The 16,457-nt window shown below is 53.6% G+C and carries 17 protein-coding genes; 4 read left to right on the plus strand and 13 right to left on the minus strand.

Going from position 1 to position 16,457, the window contains the following annotated elements:
• Positions 1-187: 187 nt before the first annotated feature.
• Entirely contained in the window at positions 188-550 is a 363-nt protein-coding gene (locus POG22_RS11205; RefSeq protein WP_017663367.1) for a VOC family protein, read from the plus strand.
• Positions 551-673: 123 nt separating this feature from the next.
• Here the strand turns inward: POG22_RS11205 and ribH are convergent, their stop codons facing one another.
• From ribH to POG22_RS11250, 9 genes are all read right to left on the minus strand, one after another.
• The gene (ribH, locus tag POG22_RS11210) at positions 674-1,240 is read right to left on the minus strand and encodes a 6,7-dimethyl-8-ribityllumazine synthase (RefSeq protein WP_498905289.1); all 567 of its coding nucleotides are present in this window, start codon (positions 1,238-1,240) and stop codon (positions 674-676) included.
• Positions 1,241-1,392: 152 nt separating this feature from the next.
• The gene (gene psbZ / locus POG22_RS11215; RefSeq protein ID WP_026097990.1) at positions 1,393-1,584 is read right to left on the minus strand and encodes a photosystem II reaction center protein PsbZ; all 192 of its coding nucleotides are present in this window, start codon (positions 1,582-1,584) and stop codon (positions 1,393-1,395) included.
• Positions 1,585-1,679: 95 nt separating this feature from the next.
• Positions 1,680-2,564, minus strand: a complete 885-nt coding sequence (locus POG22_RS11220; protein ID WP_498905291.1) for a universal stress protein — start codon at positions 2,562-2,564, stop codon at positions 1,680-1,682.
• 192 nt (positions 2,565-2,756) lie between these two features.
• Positions 2,757-2,963: an NblA/ycf18 family protein gene (locus POG22_RS11225; RefSeq protein ID WP_017663372.1), complete on the minus strand. Its 207-nt coding sequence runs from the start codon at positions 2,961-2,963 to the stop codon at positions 2,757-2,759.
• A gap of 355 nt (positions 2,964-3,318) precedes the next feature.
• Positions 3,319-4,089 carry a PP2C family protein-serine/threonine phosphatase gene (locus POG22_RS11230; protein WP_498905293.1) on the minus strand — a complete coding sequence of 257 codons (771 nt, stop codon included), beginning with the start codon at positions 4,087-4,089 and terminating at the stop codon, positions 3,319-3,321.
• Positions 4,090-4,106: 17 nt separating this feature from the next.
• Entirely contained in the window at positions 4,107-5,897 is a 1,791-nt protein-coding gene (locus POG22_RS11235) for an ABC1 kinase family protein (RefSeq protein ID WP_498905295.1), read from the minus strand.
• 134 nt (positions 5,898-6,031) lie between these two features.
• Positions 6,032-6,367 (minus strand): DUF6825 family protein, encoded by a 336-nt coding sequence (locus tag POG22_RS11240; protein ID WP_498905297.1) that lies wholly within the window; start codon positions 6,365-6,367, stop codon positions 6,032-6,034.
• A gap of 116 nt (positions 6,368-6,483) precedes the next feature.
• On the minus strand, positions 6,484-8,013 hold the full coding sequence (locus tag POG22_RS11245) for a serine/threonine protein kinase (RefSeq protein ID WP_498905299.1): 1,530 nt from the start codon (positions 8,011-8,013) through the stop codon (positions 6,484-6,486).
• 224 nt (positions 8,014-8,237) lie between these two features.
• On the minus strand, positions 8,238-8,759 hold the full coding sequence (locus POG22_RS11250) for a hypothetical protein (RefSeq protein ID WP_498905301.1): 522 nt from the start codon (positions 8,757-8,759) through the stop codon (positions 8,238-8,240).
• Positions 8,760-9,372: 613 nt separating this feature from the next.
• On the opposite strand from POG22_RS11250, the gene POG22_RS11255 reads away from it, so the two are divergent.
• From POG22_RS11255 to POG22_RS11265, 3 genes are all read left to right on the plus strand, one after another.
• On the plus strand, positions 9,373-10,788 hold the full coding sequence (locus POG22_RS11255) for a hypothetical protein (protein ID WP_498905303.1): 1,416 nt from the start codon (positions 9,373-9,375) through the stop codon (positions 10,786-10,788).
• 231 nt (positions 10,789-11,019) lie between these two features.
• A complete protein-coding gene (gene thrB / locus POG22_RS11260; RefSeq protein ID WP_498905305.1) occupies positions 11,020-11,949 on the plus strand; it encodes a homoserine kinase in 930 nt (309 codons plus the stop codon).
• Between the two features lie 108 nt (positions 11,950-12,057).
• Positions 12,058-13,218 (plus strand): cysteine desulfurase family protein, encoded by a 1,161-nt coding sequence (locus POG22_RS11265; protein WP_498905306.1) that lies wholly within the window; start codon positions 12,058-12,060, stop codon positions 13,216-13,218.
• A 42-nt stretch (positions 13,219-13,260) separates the two neighbouring features.
• On the opposite strand, the gene POG22_RS11270 is transcribed toward POG22_RS11265, so the two are convergent.
• The 4 genes from POG22_RS11270 to POG22_RS11285 form a co-directional block, all read right to left on the minus strand.
• Positions 13,261-14,142: a M48 family metallopeptidase gene (locus tag POG22_RS11270; protein WP_498905308.1), complete on the minus strand. Its 882-nt coding sequence runs from the start codon at positions 14,140-14,142 to the stop codon at positions 13,261-13,263.
• 538 nt (positions 14,143-14,680) lie between these two features.
• Entirely contained in the window at positions 14,681-15,127 is a 447-nt protein-coding gene (locus POG22_RS11275) for a YbjQ family protein (protein WP_498905309.1), read from the minus strand.
• 48 nt (positions 15,128-15,175) lie between these two features.
• Positions 15,176-15,490, minus strand: coding sequence for a YbjQ family protein (locus POG22_RS11280; protein ID WP_017663298.1), 315 nt, complete (start codon positions 15,488-15,490; stop codon positions 15,176-15,178).
• 254 nt (positions 15,491-15,744) lie between these two features.
• Positions 15,745-16,457 (minus strand): hypothetical protein (locus tag POG22_RS11285; RefSeq protein ID WP_498905311.1); only part of this gene is annotated, 713 nt, incomplete at its 5' end.

Below are 16,457 nucleotides of genomic sequence, written 5' to 3' on the forward strand. Positions count from 1 at the left end.
AGGGGGAGCAAGGGAGAGGGGGAGAGGGGGAGAAAGGGAGAGGGGGAGAAAGGGAGAGGGGAGAAACTGTCAACTGTCTCCACTGTTCCCCGTTCCCCGTTCCCCGTTCCCCGTTCCTTGTCAACAGTCGGGGGATTGGATTTGTTAGACTCGGACTTAACAAGACTTAACAAATCAGAGGATCGATATGACCGTTCAATTCAAACACGTCATGCTGATGGTGAAAGACGTCGCGGCCACCGTCAAGTTTTTCAACGAAGGATTGGGATTACCCGTGAAGATGTCGAGTCCCGGTTGGGCGGAATTAGACGCCGACGGTACCACGATCGCCCTGCATTTTTCCCACGGTGCAGACGTCGCAACGGGGAGTTCTCCAATTCTAAGCTTCCACGTTGACGACGTGCATCAAACCATTTCAACTCTCGAATCGATGGGTGCCGAACTTCAAGGAGACGTTCGCGAACCCTCTTTCGGAAAAGTTGCCGCCATGCGAACCCCTGACGGTCATCTCCTCAGCCTTCTGCAACCGGCTGCCGTCGAAGCGAGATAAGGAAATTAGGGGATTTTAACAGCGAAGAGGGAAGAGTGAGGACAGCAAACAGGTAACAGTTTCTCCTCACCTCCTCATCTTCTCACTGGCGACTGGTGACTGATGAAGCTCCCTTGTCCTCCGTTACATCATTTCTTCATCGCGAATATTGGGCATCAAGACGTTACTGTCATCGCCAGAGAACCTGGGGACATCACCACGATGACTGACGCCGTGTTTGAGACTGTACATCAAACTAGCCATTTCAATGGCGTTCATCGCGTAACTCCAACCCAAGTTACTTTTAATTCCCGCCCGTTCTAGGGCTTGCTGCATGGTGTCGGTGGTGACGACGCCGAACACGATGGGAACGCCAGTTTGAAAACCTGCCGCTGCGACCCCTTTCGACACTTCTGCGGCGACGTAATCGAAATGAGGCGTTTGGCCGCGGATGACGGCACCGAGGCAGATAATCGCATCGTAACCCCCGTTGAGTGCCAGTTGACGAGCTACGAGGGGAACTTCAAAACTACCGGGAACCCAGACGTAATCGACTTGTTGTCCGTCGGGATCGACATCGATGCCGTGGCGTTTCAAGCAATCTTGGCATCCGGCGAGGAGTTTTCCCGTGACTAAGTCGTTAAACCGGGCAATGACGATCGCAAAGCGAAAGGGTTTGTCGCTGGTAAAGGTTCCTTCAAAAACTGCCATGTTGGAGAGGAGTTAAGTGAACAACGGTTTGACTTTTGGGTGTCGAACCGACAAGGTCGATCGCTGGCGAGCCGAGTCTGGACGGGCTGACAACAAACTGAACCCGGCATCTACTCAGTTGCCGGGTTGGAAAACAGCTACGAGCGAGTCGTTTAGATGACGAAGTAGTTGAGTACGCCGACTGCCAGCACGAGAGCGACCCAAATGCCCGATCCTAACCAGAGTAATCCTTTGGATCGATCCCAGTTTTGAGGAGAGGCGTACGCAACGGGAACGCCAATCACCATTAGAAACGACCACAGAACTAACGCAGCCAACGCGATCTGAAAAAGAATTGAAAACATTGTTTTGTTTTGTAAATAGGATGCTGAGCTTTCCTCATATACTTATCATATTTCGGCCGGTCTTTGTCCCGGTCGGAGAAGCGATCGCAGGGATTTTAGCGCGATCGCTCTGGAGGAAAGAACAGCACTGGATGCCAGCTTCGACGAAGGAGTTTGTTGGCGAAATTGGGACGCGACCATTCAAGCAGTCGAGGAACGCTCGGAGAGGTCACGGCTACGGCACTGACGTCTTGTTCCATCGCCAAATCCATGAACTCTGTGAGGCGATCGCCGTTTCGGACGGCCGTATCGACGGTTAGCCCCAAGGATTCGAGTTCGGTTTTGACGCTGTCGAGTTCGGCTTGGACGCTTTCGGTGGTTTCGGATTGGGGAACGCCAAAGCGGCCGTGATGCTCGATAACCCAGCCCAGCAAGCAGGTTTCGAGAGATTCTTTGGGACGCTGGCGGGCTAACTCAGAAATGTCTCGGACGAGGTGCTTGGCGCTGTCGCTACCATCGTAGGCAATCAGAAGATATCGCAGTAAATGGCGACAGCGTAAGTCGAGTTCTTCGTTCGTGTAAGTAGAAATCAACGCCGGACGCATCACGAGCATGGGAATCGTAATGCGTTCGACGAGGGCGGCGGTGGTGCTGCCAAAGACTTTTTCGTTGAGTAAGGTTTTGTTCTGCGTCCCGAGCAAGACGAGATCGCACTCGTGGTTTTCGATGGTTTTGAGAATGTTCTCGACGGTGCGGTCGGAATCGATTTCGACGCGCACGTCAACGCCTTCGGGAACGTTTTGTAACGCGACAGATAACTGTTCTCGGGCGAGGTCGAGGGCTTGTTGGTCGATTTTGGGAATACCGCGATCTTCTTTCAGAGAGACGGAGTGGAAGAATACGATGCGACGTATTCCAGTAGCGGCCAGGCTGGGAACGAAGCGAACCAGACGATGTAAGCCATCTTGAAGATCGGTACAAATGAGAAGGTTGTGAAACATGGAACGTTGCTTAACGATCGAGAGACCTATTCTTAGATTAGTCGAATTCGTTCGGTCTCGGTGCAAAGCGATCGCTCGAGCGTCGGTTCGGTTGCAGTGGGGACAGCTTCCGTGACGCCCCGACATCCCCAGATCTTTTCCTCGGCGAGGAACGGAGCTAGAGAGGGAGGTCGCCGACTCAGAAGCAGTTGCCTAGGTCGATTGCGGCGGTGAGAAACCGCCATCGACGCCCCATTGATGTTTCAGTAGGTTTTTGTAGGTGACTTCGCGAAGCATCATTTGTTCGTACAGTTGCAGGAGAAACTGTTGAGCTTGTTCGCGACTCATCTTGGCAACCTGGGTTTCAAAAGAACGCAAGTTAAATTGCTGTTCCAAGGTTAGTTCGATCGGTCGATCCATCGGTTGTTCCTCCTCATCGATTCGGATGCGATCTTGCTTAGTCTTAGGATTCCCGTTCGCTCGTCGAGCGATAAACAGACTCTGACGTTCGATTTACGGGAGGCTCACCCAAGCTTCAGACAAGTTGTTACAGAATATAACAAACATTTGACAAAAGTGCCAACTTCTGTGGTTAGGCGTTGTTGACAGAGACGGGGCGAGCCGTCTTCAAGTTCCGCCTTGGTGGATGTTGTATCAATTTGTCAACGGTAAAAATGCTCATCACGAACTGAAACCCCCGATTTTACGTTGAAATCGGGGGTTTTCAAGGGTTCGAACCGCGTTCGAACGGTGTTAAAATTTTTATAAAATTCGGTCAAGGGGTGGGCGAGTCGTCAGCATCGACGGTCGCGATCGCGATCGAGATGACCGTAATATTGTCCCGTCCGCCCTCTTCTTTAGCCGCTTCGACCAATCGCGCGACCGACGTTTCGCAATCGCGATGATTTTCCAGTTCCAAAGCGATCTGCTCGTCGGACAACTCCTCGGTCAGTCCGTCGCTACAGAGCAAAATGCGATCGCCCGGTTGCAAATCTAGGGAAAAGATTTCCACCTCTCCCATATCTTCGCGTCCCAAACACTGAGACAGCACGTGACGCCAGGGATGAACGCGAGCCTCCTCGGCCTGTAACGCACCGGCTTTTACCGCCTGCGCCACCCAGGTATCGTCTTCTGTCACCTGTTCGAGATGGTTGTCTCGGAACCGATAGATCCGCGAATCACCCAAATTCGCGCACCACAACTCGGGGGGCGCACCGTCTTCGGGTTGGTAAAGCAAAGCCGCCACCGCTGTCGTTCCCATATCGGCGTTTTCTGGATGCACCGTTTGATCTTCGATAATCGCCCGGTTCGCCGAACGAAACGCTTCTTTGAGGAGAACTTCCGGGGTCTCCATCTTGACAAGGCGTTCTTCGAGATACGCACAAATCGTTTCTTTGGCGATACGACTGGCTTCTTGGCCGGCTGCGTGGCCGCCCATTCCGTCGGCCACGATAAAAAAGCGACCTTGAGGATCGATGTAGTAAGCGTCCTGATTGATGGCTCGGACGAGACCTTTATCCGTGCGACCAGCAAAGGCGGATTTCATAGCAAGAAAGACAAACGTTAAAAGCGATCGGCGCGATCGAGCCGGGCGAGCAATCTCAACAGTGCTACCACGAGGGCGATCGCCAACAAAGCAACCGCGCCCGCAATCCACACGCGGCCGTTAACTAATAAAATCGTAGCCGATAATGTAAACGCACTGATTAACAAAGTATAGTTCGTACTCAACTGCATCCCGACCGTGCGCCGCAATACGCGATCGGTATCCGTCGCGCGAACCCGAACGCGAATATCGCCCCGTTCGAGCTTTTCGAGGGTGTCCTCAATGCGGCGAGGCAACCCCAACGCCGTCGAACTCACTTCGCTAGCTTGGCGACTGAGTTCGCTGAGGATACTGTTGCCGTACTCTTCTCTTCCTTCGTTCATAAGATTTAAGGCAAAAGGCTTGGCCACCTCCATAAAATTAAAGTCTGGATCGAGACCTTTGCCTACCCCCTCCAGGGTCGAAAACGCCCGCATGACGAACGTAAACGTTGCCGGAAAGCGAAACGGCTGGTCGTAGGCAATTTCGTAAAGGTCGTCTGTAATCGCTTCGACGGACTGCTCCTCAAAGGGCTTATCCATCAAATTATCGAGAATATATTGAATCGCGCGGCGCACGGGACCGGGATCGTCCATCGGCGCGAGCGCTTCGACTTCGACTAACGCCACGACGACGCGATCGGCATCTCGTTGCGCGATGCCAAAAAACAACTCCATCATTTTTTGGCGCAGGTTAGACGTAATCTGCCCCATCATGCCGAAATCGTAAAAGATGAGCGACCCTTCCGGGCTGACTGCCAAATTTCCCGGATGGGGATCGGCGTGGAAAAATCCGTAATCGAGCAGTTGCTTTAAGTAGGCCATCGCCCCCAAACTCGCCAGTTTCTTACGGTCGAGTCCGGCGGCCTCGAGGGCGTCGTAGTGGCTGATTTTAATCCCCGGCACGTATTCTAACGTCAGAACCCGAGACGAGGTATAGCGCCAGTACACGCGGGGAACGCGCACCCACTCGACACTGCGGAAGTTGCGGCGAAAGGTGTCGGCGTTGCGCCCTTCGTTGAGATAGTCGATTTCGAGATAGAGGATACGACAGCACTCGTCGTAAATCCCCATCCAGTCTCGTCCTTTTCCCCATTCCGAGTGGTTCTGTAAATATTGCGCCACCCCTCGAGCGATGGACAAGTCGATATCGAACAGTCGCTTGAGTCCCGGTCGTTGCACTTTGACCACGATTTCTTCGCCGCTGTGCAGTTGGGCTTTGTGAACTTGTCCCAAACTCGCCGCCGCCAGTGGCACCGGGTCGAAAAAGCGATAGAGTTCCTTCGAGGACTTGCCGAAATCTTCTCGAACGATCGCCTCGGCTTGCTCGTAATCGAAAGCCGGAACGCGGTCTTGAAGCTTCGACAGTTCCTCGACGTATTCGGCCGGGAACAAATCCGATCGCGTTGAAAAAAGCTGTCCGAGTTTGATAAACGTCGGTCCGAGGTCGAGGAAGGTTTCTCGAATCCAGCAGGCGAGGCGGCGACGACGTTCGGTCGCTTTCGCGTCCGTGTAACCGCCTACATAACTCCAGCGACGTTTGTTGAGCCATAACGTAAAGAGAAACCGAGAGACGAACGACCAAACCTCGAGGCGGCGGCGAGTTTTCGAGTAGTTCTTGCGGTTCCAGCGATAGGATTTCGAGGCATAGCTGACGCCGCGATCGCCGCTCGAGTTCAAACGAATTCGGTCGATCGCCGCTCGGTCTCCAAGGGGGACGCGACCGTTGCGAGCGGGTTGGGTAATAGAGTCCTCAGACAGGGCAGACACTCGGTTTCCGTTCCTGGGGTTAACGTTAGCGGTTTGGGCAGCAAGACAACAAGACGACGACACCCTCGGCCGCTCCTATCGAGATCGATAGGGAGTTTTGGGGGGCGATCGCTCGGCCGGGGATACCGGGAGAGTTATTCCGACGGCGCGGTTTGGTTGCGATACCGTTGGAGTTCCGAACGCAGTTGAGCGATTTCAGCCCGCAGGTTATCGACGAGCGCTTGTAAGTCGGTATCTGTCGAGACGGCGGTACTGACGCCACTGATGGCGCTCTCCCGAGACGTATCGGCTTCGAGAGACTCGACACGCTCCATGACGCGATCGGAGAACTGACGGAGATTTTCGCGCTGTTCGGCGTCGAATTTTCCCAGTTCGCTCAAGGAATTGGTCAGGGCTTTTTCGAGCGTCGAACCGATTTCTTCAGCGAGGACGCGACCCACAAGAAAGGCGTGGACGGGAGATTTGCTCATGACGCGATCTGATTATTAAGCTTCCGTAACAAAATTATAACGTTCGATCTCGAGCATCGAACACGCGAACGGGGAGGATTGGGGAAATTTCACGGCGACTTCCCCCGTTTTTCCCGTTACGAGGTCGAACTCGAAGGGACTTCTTTAAACGGCTCTAGGTTCTCTTTTTCGGGGGAGAGTTCGGGGACGGGTTCCGGTTCGACCGGCGTGTTTTTGAGATCTTCCCAAATCGGGGGCTCGCCAGACGGCGTCGCCTCTACGGGTTCGGGAGACGCATCCGACCAAACGGTGGGCGCTTCGGGGTCGGTGGCGGTAAACGGTTCCTCGGATAAAACGGGTTCGGATTCGGATTTGGCTGTCGGGGCTTCGGTTTGAACGGGAACGAATCCAGAATCGTCGTGATAGGGTGCCGAGGTCGGTTCCGCCCAGGAAGGGGTCGGCTCGACGGTGGAGTTGGGGGAGTTCGCTGCGGGCCAGTCGTTGCGAGAGTATTCGGTTTCTGTTTCGACCGGTGGGGTATAGGTCCAATCTCCCGGTTTTTGGAACGGCTCCTCGAAGACTTCGGTATCGGGATTGGGGAAGTCCTGGGGTAAAGGAGGTGGGGTCGATCGCAGCAGTTGGGAAGGGGGCGCGTCGGGGCGATCGGCCAGTCCCGATTTTAGGGCGACGACGATCCCTGCTCCTCCGATGGCGGCGACGATGGACGTGGAGAAAAACAAGGCCGGCACCCACGGACGAGCGAAGATGGGTTTGGGGGGCTTGCTGGGTTTAGCTGTTTTCTGAGGTTTGCCAGTCGAGGGGTTGGCCGAGACGCCTACGACAGGACGATCGCGGCGAGACGGCGGTAACAGGGCTAACCATTCGTTCACCCGAGTCGGGCGTCGTTGGGGATCGAGTTCGAGTCCTTTGGCGATCGCGCGATCGAGGTCGGGGTCGAGAGCGGTTCGATCGGGCCGCAGTTCGTTGAGGGGAACGCGATCGCGTAAGGCGGCAATGGTGGGCGGTTGACCGCTCAGTAAGGTGTAGAGGGTAGCGGCGAGGGCGTAAACGTCGGTCGCGGGCGTTCGCGGTCGGTGGCAATCGTACTGTTCCGGGGCAGCGTATCCCGGCGAGAGCAGGTTGCTGTGAGTCCGTTCGACCTCGGGATCGAGATCGCGCGTCAGTCCGATTTCGACGAGAACGACGCGATCGCTACCGATGGTGCGGATGGCGTGTTCGGGTTTGACGTCCCGATGTAGCAAGCCGTTTTCGTGTAATGCTTCCACTGCTTCGGCCAGTTGTCGGACGTAATCGACCGCGCGATCGACTGCCATCGGCTTTCCGTCGCGAACCAATTTCGCTAGAGTCGCTCCGGGAATGTAATCCATGACCGCGAAGGGTTGACCGTTTTCTTCAAACAAATCTAAAACGCGCGGGAGGTTGGGATGGTGACAACGTGCGAGGAGGCGCGACTGCTCGACGAACCGACGTACGAATTCTTGGCTGTCTGGGTGCGACAGCAAGGTGTCGCTGAGGGTTTTGATAACGACCGGTTGCCATAGCCGAGCGTGGGTCGCGCGGTAGGTCGTGCCGAAATATCCCTGACCGAGCGTGTCTTCGATGGCGTATTTTCCGCCTTGTAGGAGAGTGCCTGCCCGAACCTTCATAAAATTCTCGATGTGAATTTCTACTTATGCTAGAGCAAGTTGCTCGTTCGAGAAAGGGAGATGGGGAGATGGGGAGATGAAGACAGTCGCCAGTCGCCAGTCACCAGTCGCCAGTGAGGAGATAATGGGATGATGGGATGAGGAGAAACTGTTATTTGGTCTCACTCTTTACTCTTCTCTCGTCCCTGAAGAAGCTCCCCCGGCGTTAGGAAATGTTGAAAAAATCAGGGAATTTTGAAGGAATGGGGACGAACGCTAACTTGTCCGTGTTCGTCGAGACAGAATTCGGGCAGGTTGACGGCGTAGATATGATGGCAGTCTCGAGCTTTTAATGCCGTTAGCTGTTGTTTGACGGTTTCGATGGCAGCGTTCATCGCTTCGATGCCTTTTTGGGCTTCGGTTTCTCGTTCTAGGCGACGGCGAGCTTCGGCAATTTGTTCTTCAAGACGTCGATGCTGCTGTTCTCCCTCGGCGAGATGTTTGTGAATCCAGTCGAGGGCGACCTGCAAACCTTCGGCTTTGGCTTTCCAGGTATACCGAGCTAACGCCGACTGCGTGGCGGACTCTAACAGCGTTTCGGCTGAGGTTCCCGTGGGGGCTTCTGGGGGTTTGGCGGCTTCAGTTTTGGCAACGTCTAGCTGGGGAACCAGGCGATCGCGTTCCTCGCGCAGCGATCGTAAACGCTCGGTTAGCTCGGCTTGACGGGTGACGAGATCGTCGAGCCAAGCGGGAAGATCCTTGGACATGGCTGGAATGAATTCCTCAAACGGCAACAAATAGCAACTCGATAACTCGATAAATGGTGCGGGAAAGAATTGCTCGGGCAACTTCAAATTCTTAAATTCAATGTCTGGTTTTTTTCTATTGAAGTCAATTCCTCGGGGTTTCGGCAACTGGAGATCGCCTTACGCGAACCTCTCGGTCAGCCCGGTTCGGAAAATGGCAGCCCGAGAATTTATCGAGTAGAGTAGAATTGGTGTCGTGCTGAGTCGAGATCGCGTCCGCCCAACCCCAACTGTTTCGATTGAGTTTCCTCGTCTAATCTCTCGAGTCGCCTGAGACGGAACGCGCCACCATCCAAGCGACCCTCAAGGTCTCGAGAATCGAAAACTCCAGCGTCCGTCCGTTTGAAGCGCGATCGCGTCGAGTCAGACCGCGCGAGGTGGAAGAGGCGACTCTTAAAGCGCACGGGCGAGACCCATCCAAGCCGGTCAGTTACCAAGCTAGTTCGTTAAGAAACCCGAACAAATATCTCGATCGATATTTTAAATATCCATATCTAACCCGTACCGAGAAGAATCGAGATCGTCTAAAATTGCCACCAAGCACGCGAGTCAGGGAAACTCACGAGAGGGATCGATGGATTTAGAAATCGCCTACCAACGCTGTTTAGACTGCCTGGTTCGATCGATCGACGAACTTGCAGCACCTCCTCCCCTCGAGCAAATCGAACCCATCGCTTCGCTGATCGTACAAGCCATGACGGGTCAGTGGCGGTACTTCCACACGCCGTCTCATATTTTCGAGGTGGGAGGTTCTGACGATCCGATCGAGGTTTTGGCGGCTTTGTTCCACGACTTGGTATACGTTCAAGTCGATTCGGGCATCAACCTCAATGTCAGTCGCTACATCTCGAGTTACATCAAGGAAGAGGACGGACAGATCGTCATTTTAGACGAGGCCGAACTTCCCGACGATCGCGGTTTTGAAATCGCCCTGCGGGTGTTCGGGTTTAAAGCCGGTCAGATCCTCGATCCGTTTCGCGGACAAAATGAATTTCTCAGTGCGGCGATCGCGACTTGTGTGCTATCGCCGTTTCTCCCCACGACAGATCTCGTGGCGATCGCGGCCTGCATCGAGGCGACGATTCCCTTTCGCGGAACGTCTCCTGAAGGACTGACCGCCAGCGAAACCCTACAGAAAAATATCGAATCGATCGACCGAGACTGGAATCTCGGATGGACGCTCGAAGACGTGTACGCAATCGTCCAGCGAGCCGTGCGTCTCGCCAATCGAGACGTGGAAAACTTCGCGCTCCCCAACTCGGCGGAATTTCTCGACAATACCTGGAATTTGTTACCGGAAACGAATCACGAGTTGATCGGTGCCAATTCTTACACGGTTCGGGGCTATCGTCGCTCGATTCAAAAAATGGAAGGATTTATTAATTTCCTGAAGCCCGAACGGGTGTTCTCGCAGTATCGGGGGGAACCGGACGACGAAACTTACCAGCGTTTGCTGGAAAATACCCGTAAAAATTTAGAAACGGCGAAATTGTACTTAGGCATCAAGCTGATTACGATCGCCGTTCTCGAAGCCCTCTCCTATCGACTCGGTCGCAACGTTCACATTTCGACGTTGATGGGCGAGTTTCCCGAACCCGGCGTTCGCACGCCCGCCCTAGAACAGTATCTTCCGCCCATCTCGATCGAACATCCGCCGCGTACCGCCTTAGAAGCTGAAGTTCTAGCCCTGTTGAGCAAAGGACGCACCCGCGAGTCGGCTTACGATTTGAAAAACTCTCCGGTGGCGACGTTCATTATTCGAGCGGTGGGCTTTGAATGCGTGACGGATTTGTTGGTAGCGGCGAAGGAGTTTTTAGCGGGTAAGCTGCCGTCTGAGGCGTTTCTCCAGCATAAGCTGTTACGGAACAGTCAGGTCGATATCGTCGAAACCCTATCGCGGGGCGTGGTGCGACTGGCGCAGAGTCGGGCTTTGATGTTCGATCTCGATCGCGATCGGGAAACCGACTCGATCGATCCGATTCGCGTTTGAGATCCCGGCCGACGTCGCTGCGGACTCCCCAAACGAGGCGATAACGGAGTCGGGACGACAGGCGAACGAAGGACGAAGAGACGCCAACCGTCAAGCGATCGCGGTCGATAACAAGCCGAGGAGGTGGGGCTTACCTCGAGAAAGGCGGAGGTTTCGACGCCTAATTGTCCCCTGGCCGGGATAAAATTTGCCAATGTGCTAGATCCGCATCGCTGACATCGACGATCTCGAATGACTAACACCGTTACCGTCACCGTTCCTGCTACCACGGCGAATTTGGGACCCGGATTCGATTGCTTGGGGGCGGCTTTGACCCTCTACAATACGTTTGAGTTTTCTCCCCTGAAGCCGAAGGCAGGGCAGTTACGCACCTTTGAGATCGCCGTTCGGGGCTTGGAATCCGAGCGCGTGACCACTGACGACAGTAATTTGGTTTATCGCGTTTTTGCCAAATTGTTCGAGAAGATCGATCGCCCGATTCCCCCTGTCCGTATCGAGATTTCTTTGGGAATTCCCCTAGCCCGTGGGTTGGGCAGTTCGGCAACGGCGATCGTCGGAGGGTCGATCGGAGCCAATCAGTTGGCTGGAAACCCCCTGAGCCGTCACGAGTTAATGCGTTTGGCGATTTCCATCGAAGGCCATCCCGATAACGTGGTTCCGGCTCTCTTAGGCGGCTGTCAGTTGGCAGCCAGTGACGATCTCGATTGGTCGGCTTGTGAGATTGCTTGGCATCCCGATGTGGTTCCCGTCGTCGCGATTCCCGAATTCGAGCTATCGACGGCCGAGGCGCGACGCGTCCTTCCCGATCTCTATTCCCGTAGCGACACGGTGTTTAACACATCACATTTGGGTCTTCTTGTCAAGGGATTAGAAACGGGAAATCGGAAATGGTTGACGGCGGGAATGCTCGATCGCGTCCACCAACCCTATCGCCAGAAACTCATTACTGGATACGCGGCCGTTCGCGCCGCAGCGATCGCCGCTGGAGCTTACGGGATGGCCATTAGCGGTGCCGGGCCGACCCTGTTGGCGTTAACCTCGAGAGATCGCGCCGATCGCGTTGTCGAAGCGATGAAAACCACCTGGGATGCAGCGGGAACGACGGCCTTCGTGCGATCGCTTCAAATCGATACGAAAGGCGCGAAACTCCAAATAAATTGAGAATTTCTAACTCGAAAATTCTCGAATCTCAACCATTCCAGAAACCGACGATAAGCTAGAGCTAGGGGAAATCTCAACAGAGGTAGCGCAAGAGCGCTCGCAAGCATCATGCAAATCTACTTGGATCACAGCGCGACGACACCCACGCGCCCGGAAGCGATCGCCGCGATGACCGAAGCATTGAACCACGCTTGGGGGAATCCCTCGAGCTTACATCATTGGGGTCAGACGGCCGCCACGACGATGGAAACCGCGAGAATTCAAGTGGCGGGGCTACTCAACGCCGAACCGGACGAGATTCTGTTTACCAGTGGCGGAACTGAGTCCAACAACTGGGTTCTGTCGGGAATCGCGCGTCAATACGAGACTCCCCAACATCTCATCGTCTCGAGCGTCGAACATCCGGCGGTGTCCGAACCGGCTCGCGAGTTAGAACGTCAGGGATGGCGCGTCACCTATTTACCGGTCGATCGCGCCGGACGAGTGAATCCGAGAGATTTGCAGGAAGCGTTACGCCCCGATACCGTGCTGGTGTCGGTCATTTACGGGCAAAGTGAAGTGGGAACGGTGCAACCGATTTGCGTCCTCGGAGATATCGCGAGATCGAACGGGGTACTGTTCCATACAGACGCCGTGCAAGTGGCGGGACGACTCCCGATCGACGTGCAACAACTTCCGGTGGATTTTCTGTCTCTCTCGAGTCACAAGCTGTACGGTCCGAAAGGGATCGGGGCGCTGTACCGGCGGTCTGGCGTCGAATTATTGCCCTTGTTGAGCGGTGGCGGTCAGGAAATGGGATTGCGATCGGGAACTCAGGCGGTTCCGAACATCGCTGGGTTTGGCGTGGCGGCGGAACTGGCGATGCAGGAGTTGGAAGCCGAAGCTCAACGGTTGACGCGACTGCGCGATCGCCTCTTCGATCGCCTGTCTTCAGTTCCCATGTTACGACCGACGGGCGATCGTACTCATCGACTCCCCCATCACGTCAGTTTGTGTTTGACGGATGCTGACGAACGCCTGACAGGGAAAGCGATCGTGCGTCAATTGAACCTCGCTGGAATCGCCATTAGTTCCGGTTCGGCTTGTCACAGTGGGAAACTCTCCCCGAGTCCCGTGTTGTCGGCAATGGGATACAGCGACACCTTAGCTAAACGGGGAATTCGTCTGACCCTCGGACGCAGTACCACCGAAGCCGATATCGACTGGACGGCGATGGCGTTGAAACAGATTTTAGAGCGATCGCGCTCGATGGTGGAGGCGGTGAGATAATGACTGTCTTTGCCGTTGACTGTAACTGTCTCCCCTTCTCCCCTATTCCTCACATTGAAAATTCGGACAACCCAACCCATCCGGCGGCGGGATTAATTCTCCTTCCATCGTCCAACCGCGATCGCTGGCCAAGCTATTGAGGGCGTCAATGCGGTTTTGCGTGAGGGGGTGGGTTTGAAAATACTCCGAAACCGTCAACACGCGGTTTGGAAACTGACTTTCGGTTTCCGCCAACCGCTCGAAAAAGTCGAGACTGTTACTGCCGTGGCCGTAAACGCGAACCACCGACTCCAACCCGTAAACATCGGCGGCGTATTCCTGCTTTCGACTATAGTTTAAGCTGTTGAGATTAATCGTTTGCAGGACGATATCCGGCGTTCCTGTCGTTCCCGAAGTACCGAAATCCAACACGATCGCTCCAAACAAAACCACGAGCGATCGCCCCATTCCTTTGAGGGCGTCTCGGGCCGATAAATGGCCGATTTCGTGAGCTAATACAAAAGCGAGTTCGTTTTCCGATTCGACTTCTTCTAAAAACGATGTGGTGACAAAAACGTGACCGCCCGCTAAAGCGGCGGCGTTGACGATGGGCGTGTCGATCAGATGTACGTCCAGCGGGATTTCTGCCATATCTCCCGGTTTCCGCAGCGTTTCGACTAAATCTTCCAGATAGGCGAGGCGAGCATCGCTTTCGATTTCCTCTCCGGCAAATTGAGCCGGAACGGTGGGGGCGAGGGCGTCACCAATTTCTTTTTCTCGGCGATCGCTAATCCGAGGTACGAACCAATCGACCGCTAGTCCTAAGCCGAAATATAAAACCAGCGTTATACCAACAACGGTCGCGATGAGATAACCGAAGTTGATTAGAGGATGAACTTTAGAAACGTTTACCTCTTCTGTGATTTCTTTTGGGGTGTATTTCATCAATCTTGATTTTTTGTTTTTACAGGTTTCAGAGTCTTTTTACAAAAAAAATCGGGTAATGTGAATTTTGTGTTCGACAAGCTGGGTTTGAAAACAGTCTTCACCACAGAGACACAGAGAACACAGAGAGGTTATTTTAGGGTTTAAAAAAATTATAATTGTCTATAAATTTGAAAATTTTAAGGGTTTAATTGTGAAAATATCTAAAAAGAATGCGTTGTTCGGGACTCTGAAGTTTTCAGATTTAAGGAAGGTATTACTCGTTGGCTAGGCTGGCACGTCTGGAGAATATTGCTATTACCTAATTTGGGAGAGTCGGAATACCTGACTTTCGATCGAGGCGTTTCTTAAAATGGGTGCATCTCACTATTCTAAAAATATGAGTCTGGGGTAGGTTGGACTTCGGCTTTGCTCAGTCCACGGGTGGAACGGAGTGGAACCCAACAGCAGCTAAATCGAGGACTCAAGTTTGCCTCCGATCGATTTACATTTTTGAGATGCACCTTTTAAAACACCCCGATATCGACAGTTTTAAAACTTAACGAATTCCCGTTCCGTAGGCAATGACTTCGATCGATACCGGCCCGGCTCTTCCTGACGCACCGCCTCCGATGGTAGACGTTTCGTAGCGCACGTTTAGGATTTCTCGTGCGCCCCATTGTATGGCTTGTTCTTTAACTCGAAGTAAGGCTTCGCGACGACCGCGATCGAGCAAACTTTCGTAAGCAATCACTCGACCTCCGATGAGGTTTCGTAACGTCATCACGAAAGTTTTGAAATAGTCTGAGGAAATGACCACAGCCCCAGAAAACAACATAGCATCTCGGGCGTCGGGAAGGGGTTGTTTGGCTCCAAAACTGGCGACGGGAAGAAAAACGGTTTCGCGCTCTCGTTTTTTGATGTCTTTATAATGGCGCTTTTCTGCTAGCACACCAAACACATATCCAATCCCCAACAGAACGAGGATAACGATTATTTCGTCCATAGCGATCGCAGTGGTGAAGATAGAGTTCGAACGATTTGCAGTGTGGTTCTAGCGAACCCGAACGGCGGTTCCGTAGGCGAACAGTTCCGCAGCACCTTGCGCGACTGAAGAGGTGGCAAAACGGACGTTAACGATGGCGTTCGCTCCCAGTTGTTTGGCTTGTAACACCATGCGATCGAGTGCTTCTTGTCGAGCTTCGTTGAGGAGATCGGTATAGCCTCTCAACTCTCCACCTACGATGTTTTTAAATCCTGCGGCAATGTCGCGACCGACGTTTTTCGCCCGTACTGTACTCCCTTGTACGATACCGTAATGTTCGATGACTTCTTTTCCGGGAACACCTTCAAGGGTTGTTAGAATCACGATCTAGATATCCTTTATCAGTAGTGAAACATTTTGGAAAAGCAAACCTCAAAAACGAGGAAATGCCGACTCGATCGTTGTTTTTAGAGACGTCGCGGACAACGTCTCTAAAGTCTAAAGCTCTATTGTTTGATACGGACTTACGCACTTCAGCATTAATCACACTAAATGTAGAGGTTGATGGGCATTGCCCACTCTACAAATGGTGTAAATGCGGTTGTTCTGGTTTGAGTTAGGGAACGTAGCCAGCGAGCTTAAATTTCAGCCAGCGATCGCTCGATTAACCGACGAGCAAGGGTTTGTACGCCGGTGTGACGGTAGTAGTCCGTACTCATGTCGAGAAAAGCGGCCAGATAGTCGAGGCGATCGTCGCTAAATTCGATAAAGCTCTGCAAGCGATTGCTGACCTTTTGAGGGGTCAAGTCGTGAGAGCTGACGAACTCGCTCATCCAACCCCGAACTGACTCGAAACTTTCTCCCATGAAGCCTAGCTTATGTTCGGCATTTTTCCCTGGAATTTCATCTTTAATTTTTTTGAACTCTTGATTGTCTTCGAGTTCGCTGGGGCTGAGCATTCCGAGACGTTCTCCGACGGCCTGGACGAAGTCGGGGCCCAGGGGAATCAACCCGTCGAAGCAGACTAACGCCGCCATCCGCATGAGGGATTCGCCGCTGTAGTCGCCGAGCGATCGCACGAAATCACCGATGCTATCGCCGGGAATTCCGTTAATTTTGCAAAAAGCGACGATTTCGACGACGAGTTTTAACGTCAAATCGATGGTTTGGGCTTTGTCGGCTTTGGGGGTGAGTTTGTTGAGAAATCCCAACAGCGGGACTTTTTCGCCGACTTTGTTGGCGAGCGCCGCCGTTCCGAGGGCGCTTCCGGCGCTGTCGATGGTATCGTACAGCCACAGGGCGGTTTGATAGCCTTGAGATTTGTCGTTGTAGAGGGCGATCGCGCGATCGC

Origin of the sequence: Geitlerinema sp. CS-897 (assembly GCF_028368005.1) — a bacterium.
Lineage (GTDB): Bacteria > Cyanobacteriota > Cyanobacteriia > Cyanobacteriales > Geitlerinemataceae > Baaleninema > Baaleninema simplex.

What these genes read in the sequence shown, in the direction of transcription:
- POG22_RS11205 (WP_017663367.1), top strand. Translation starts at nt 188, where the DNA reads ATGACCGTTCAATTCAAACACGTCATGCTGATGGTGAAAGACGTCGCG.
- ribH (WP_498905289.1), bottom strand. Translation starts at nt 1,240, where the DNA reads ATGGCAGTTTTTGAAGGAACCTTTACCAGCGACAAACCCTTTCGCTTT.
- psbZ (WP_026097990.1), bottom strand. Translation starts at nt 1,584, where the DNA reads ATGTTTTCAATTCTTTTTCAGATCGCGTTGGCTGCGTTAGTTCTGTGG.
- POG22_RS11220 (WP_498905291.1), bottom strand. Translation starts at nt 2,564, where the DNA reads ATGTTTCACAACCTTCTCATTTGTACCGATCTTCAAGATGGCTTACAT.
- POG22_RS11225 (WP_017663372.1), bottom strand. Translation starts at nt 2,963, where the DNA reads ATGGATCGACCGATCGAACTAACCTTGGAACAGCAATTTAACTTGCGT.
- POG22_RS11230 (WP_498905293.1), bottom strand. Translation starts at nt 4,089, where the DNA reads ATGAAATCCGCCTTTGCTGGTCGCACGGATAAAGGTCTCGTCCGAGCC.
- POG22_RS11240 (WP_498905297.1), bottom strand. Translation starts at nt 6,367, where the DNA reads ATGAGCAAATCTCCCGTCCACGCCTTTCTTGTGGGTCGCGTCCTCGCT.
- POG22_RS11245 (WP_498905299.1), bottom strand. Translation starts at nt 8,013, where the DNA reads ATGAAGGTTCGGGCAGGCACTCTCCTACAAGGCGGAAAATACGCCATC.
- POG22_RS11250 (WP_498905301.1), bottom strand. Translation starts at nt 8,759, where the DNA reads ATGTCCAAGGATCTTCCCGCTTGGCTCGACGATCTCGTCACCCGTCAA.
- POG22_RS11255 (WP_498905303.1), top strand. Translation starts at nt 9,373, where the DNA reads ATGGATTTAGAAATCGCCTACCAACGCTGTTTAGACTGCCTGGTTCGA.
- thrB (WP_498905305.1), top strand. Translation starts at nt 11,020, where the DNA reads ATGACTAACACCGTTACCGTCACCGTTCCTGCTACCACGGCGAATTTG.
- POG22_RS11265 (WP_498905306.1), top strand. Translation starts at nt 12,058, where the DNA reads ATGCAAATCTACTTGGATCACAGCGCGACGACACCCACGCGCCCGGAA.
- POG22_RS11270 (WP_498905308.1), bottom strand. Translation starts at nt 14,142, where the DNA reads ATGAAATACACCCCAAAAGAAATCACAGAAGAGGTAAACGTTTCTAAA.
- POG22_RS11275 (WP_498905309.1), bottom strand. Translation starts at nt 15,127, where the DNA reads ATGGACGAAATAATCGTTATCCTCGTTCTGTTGGGGATTGGATATGTG.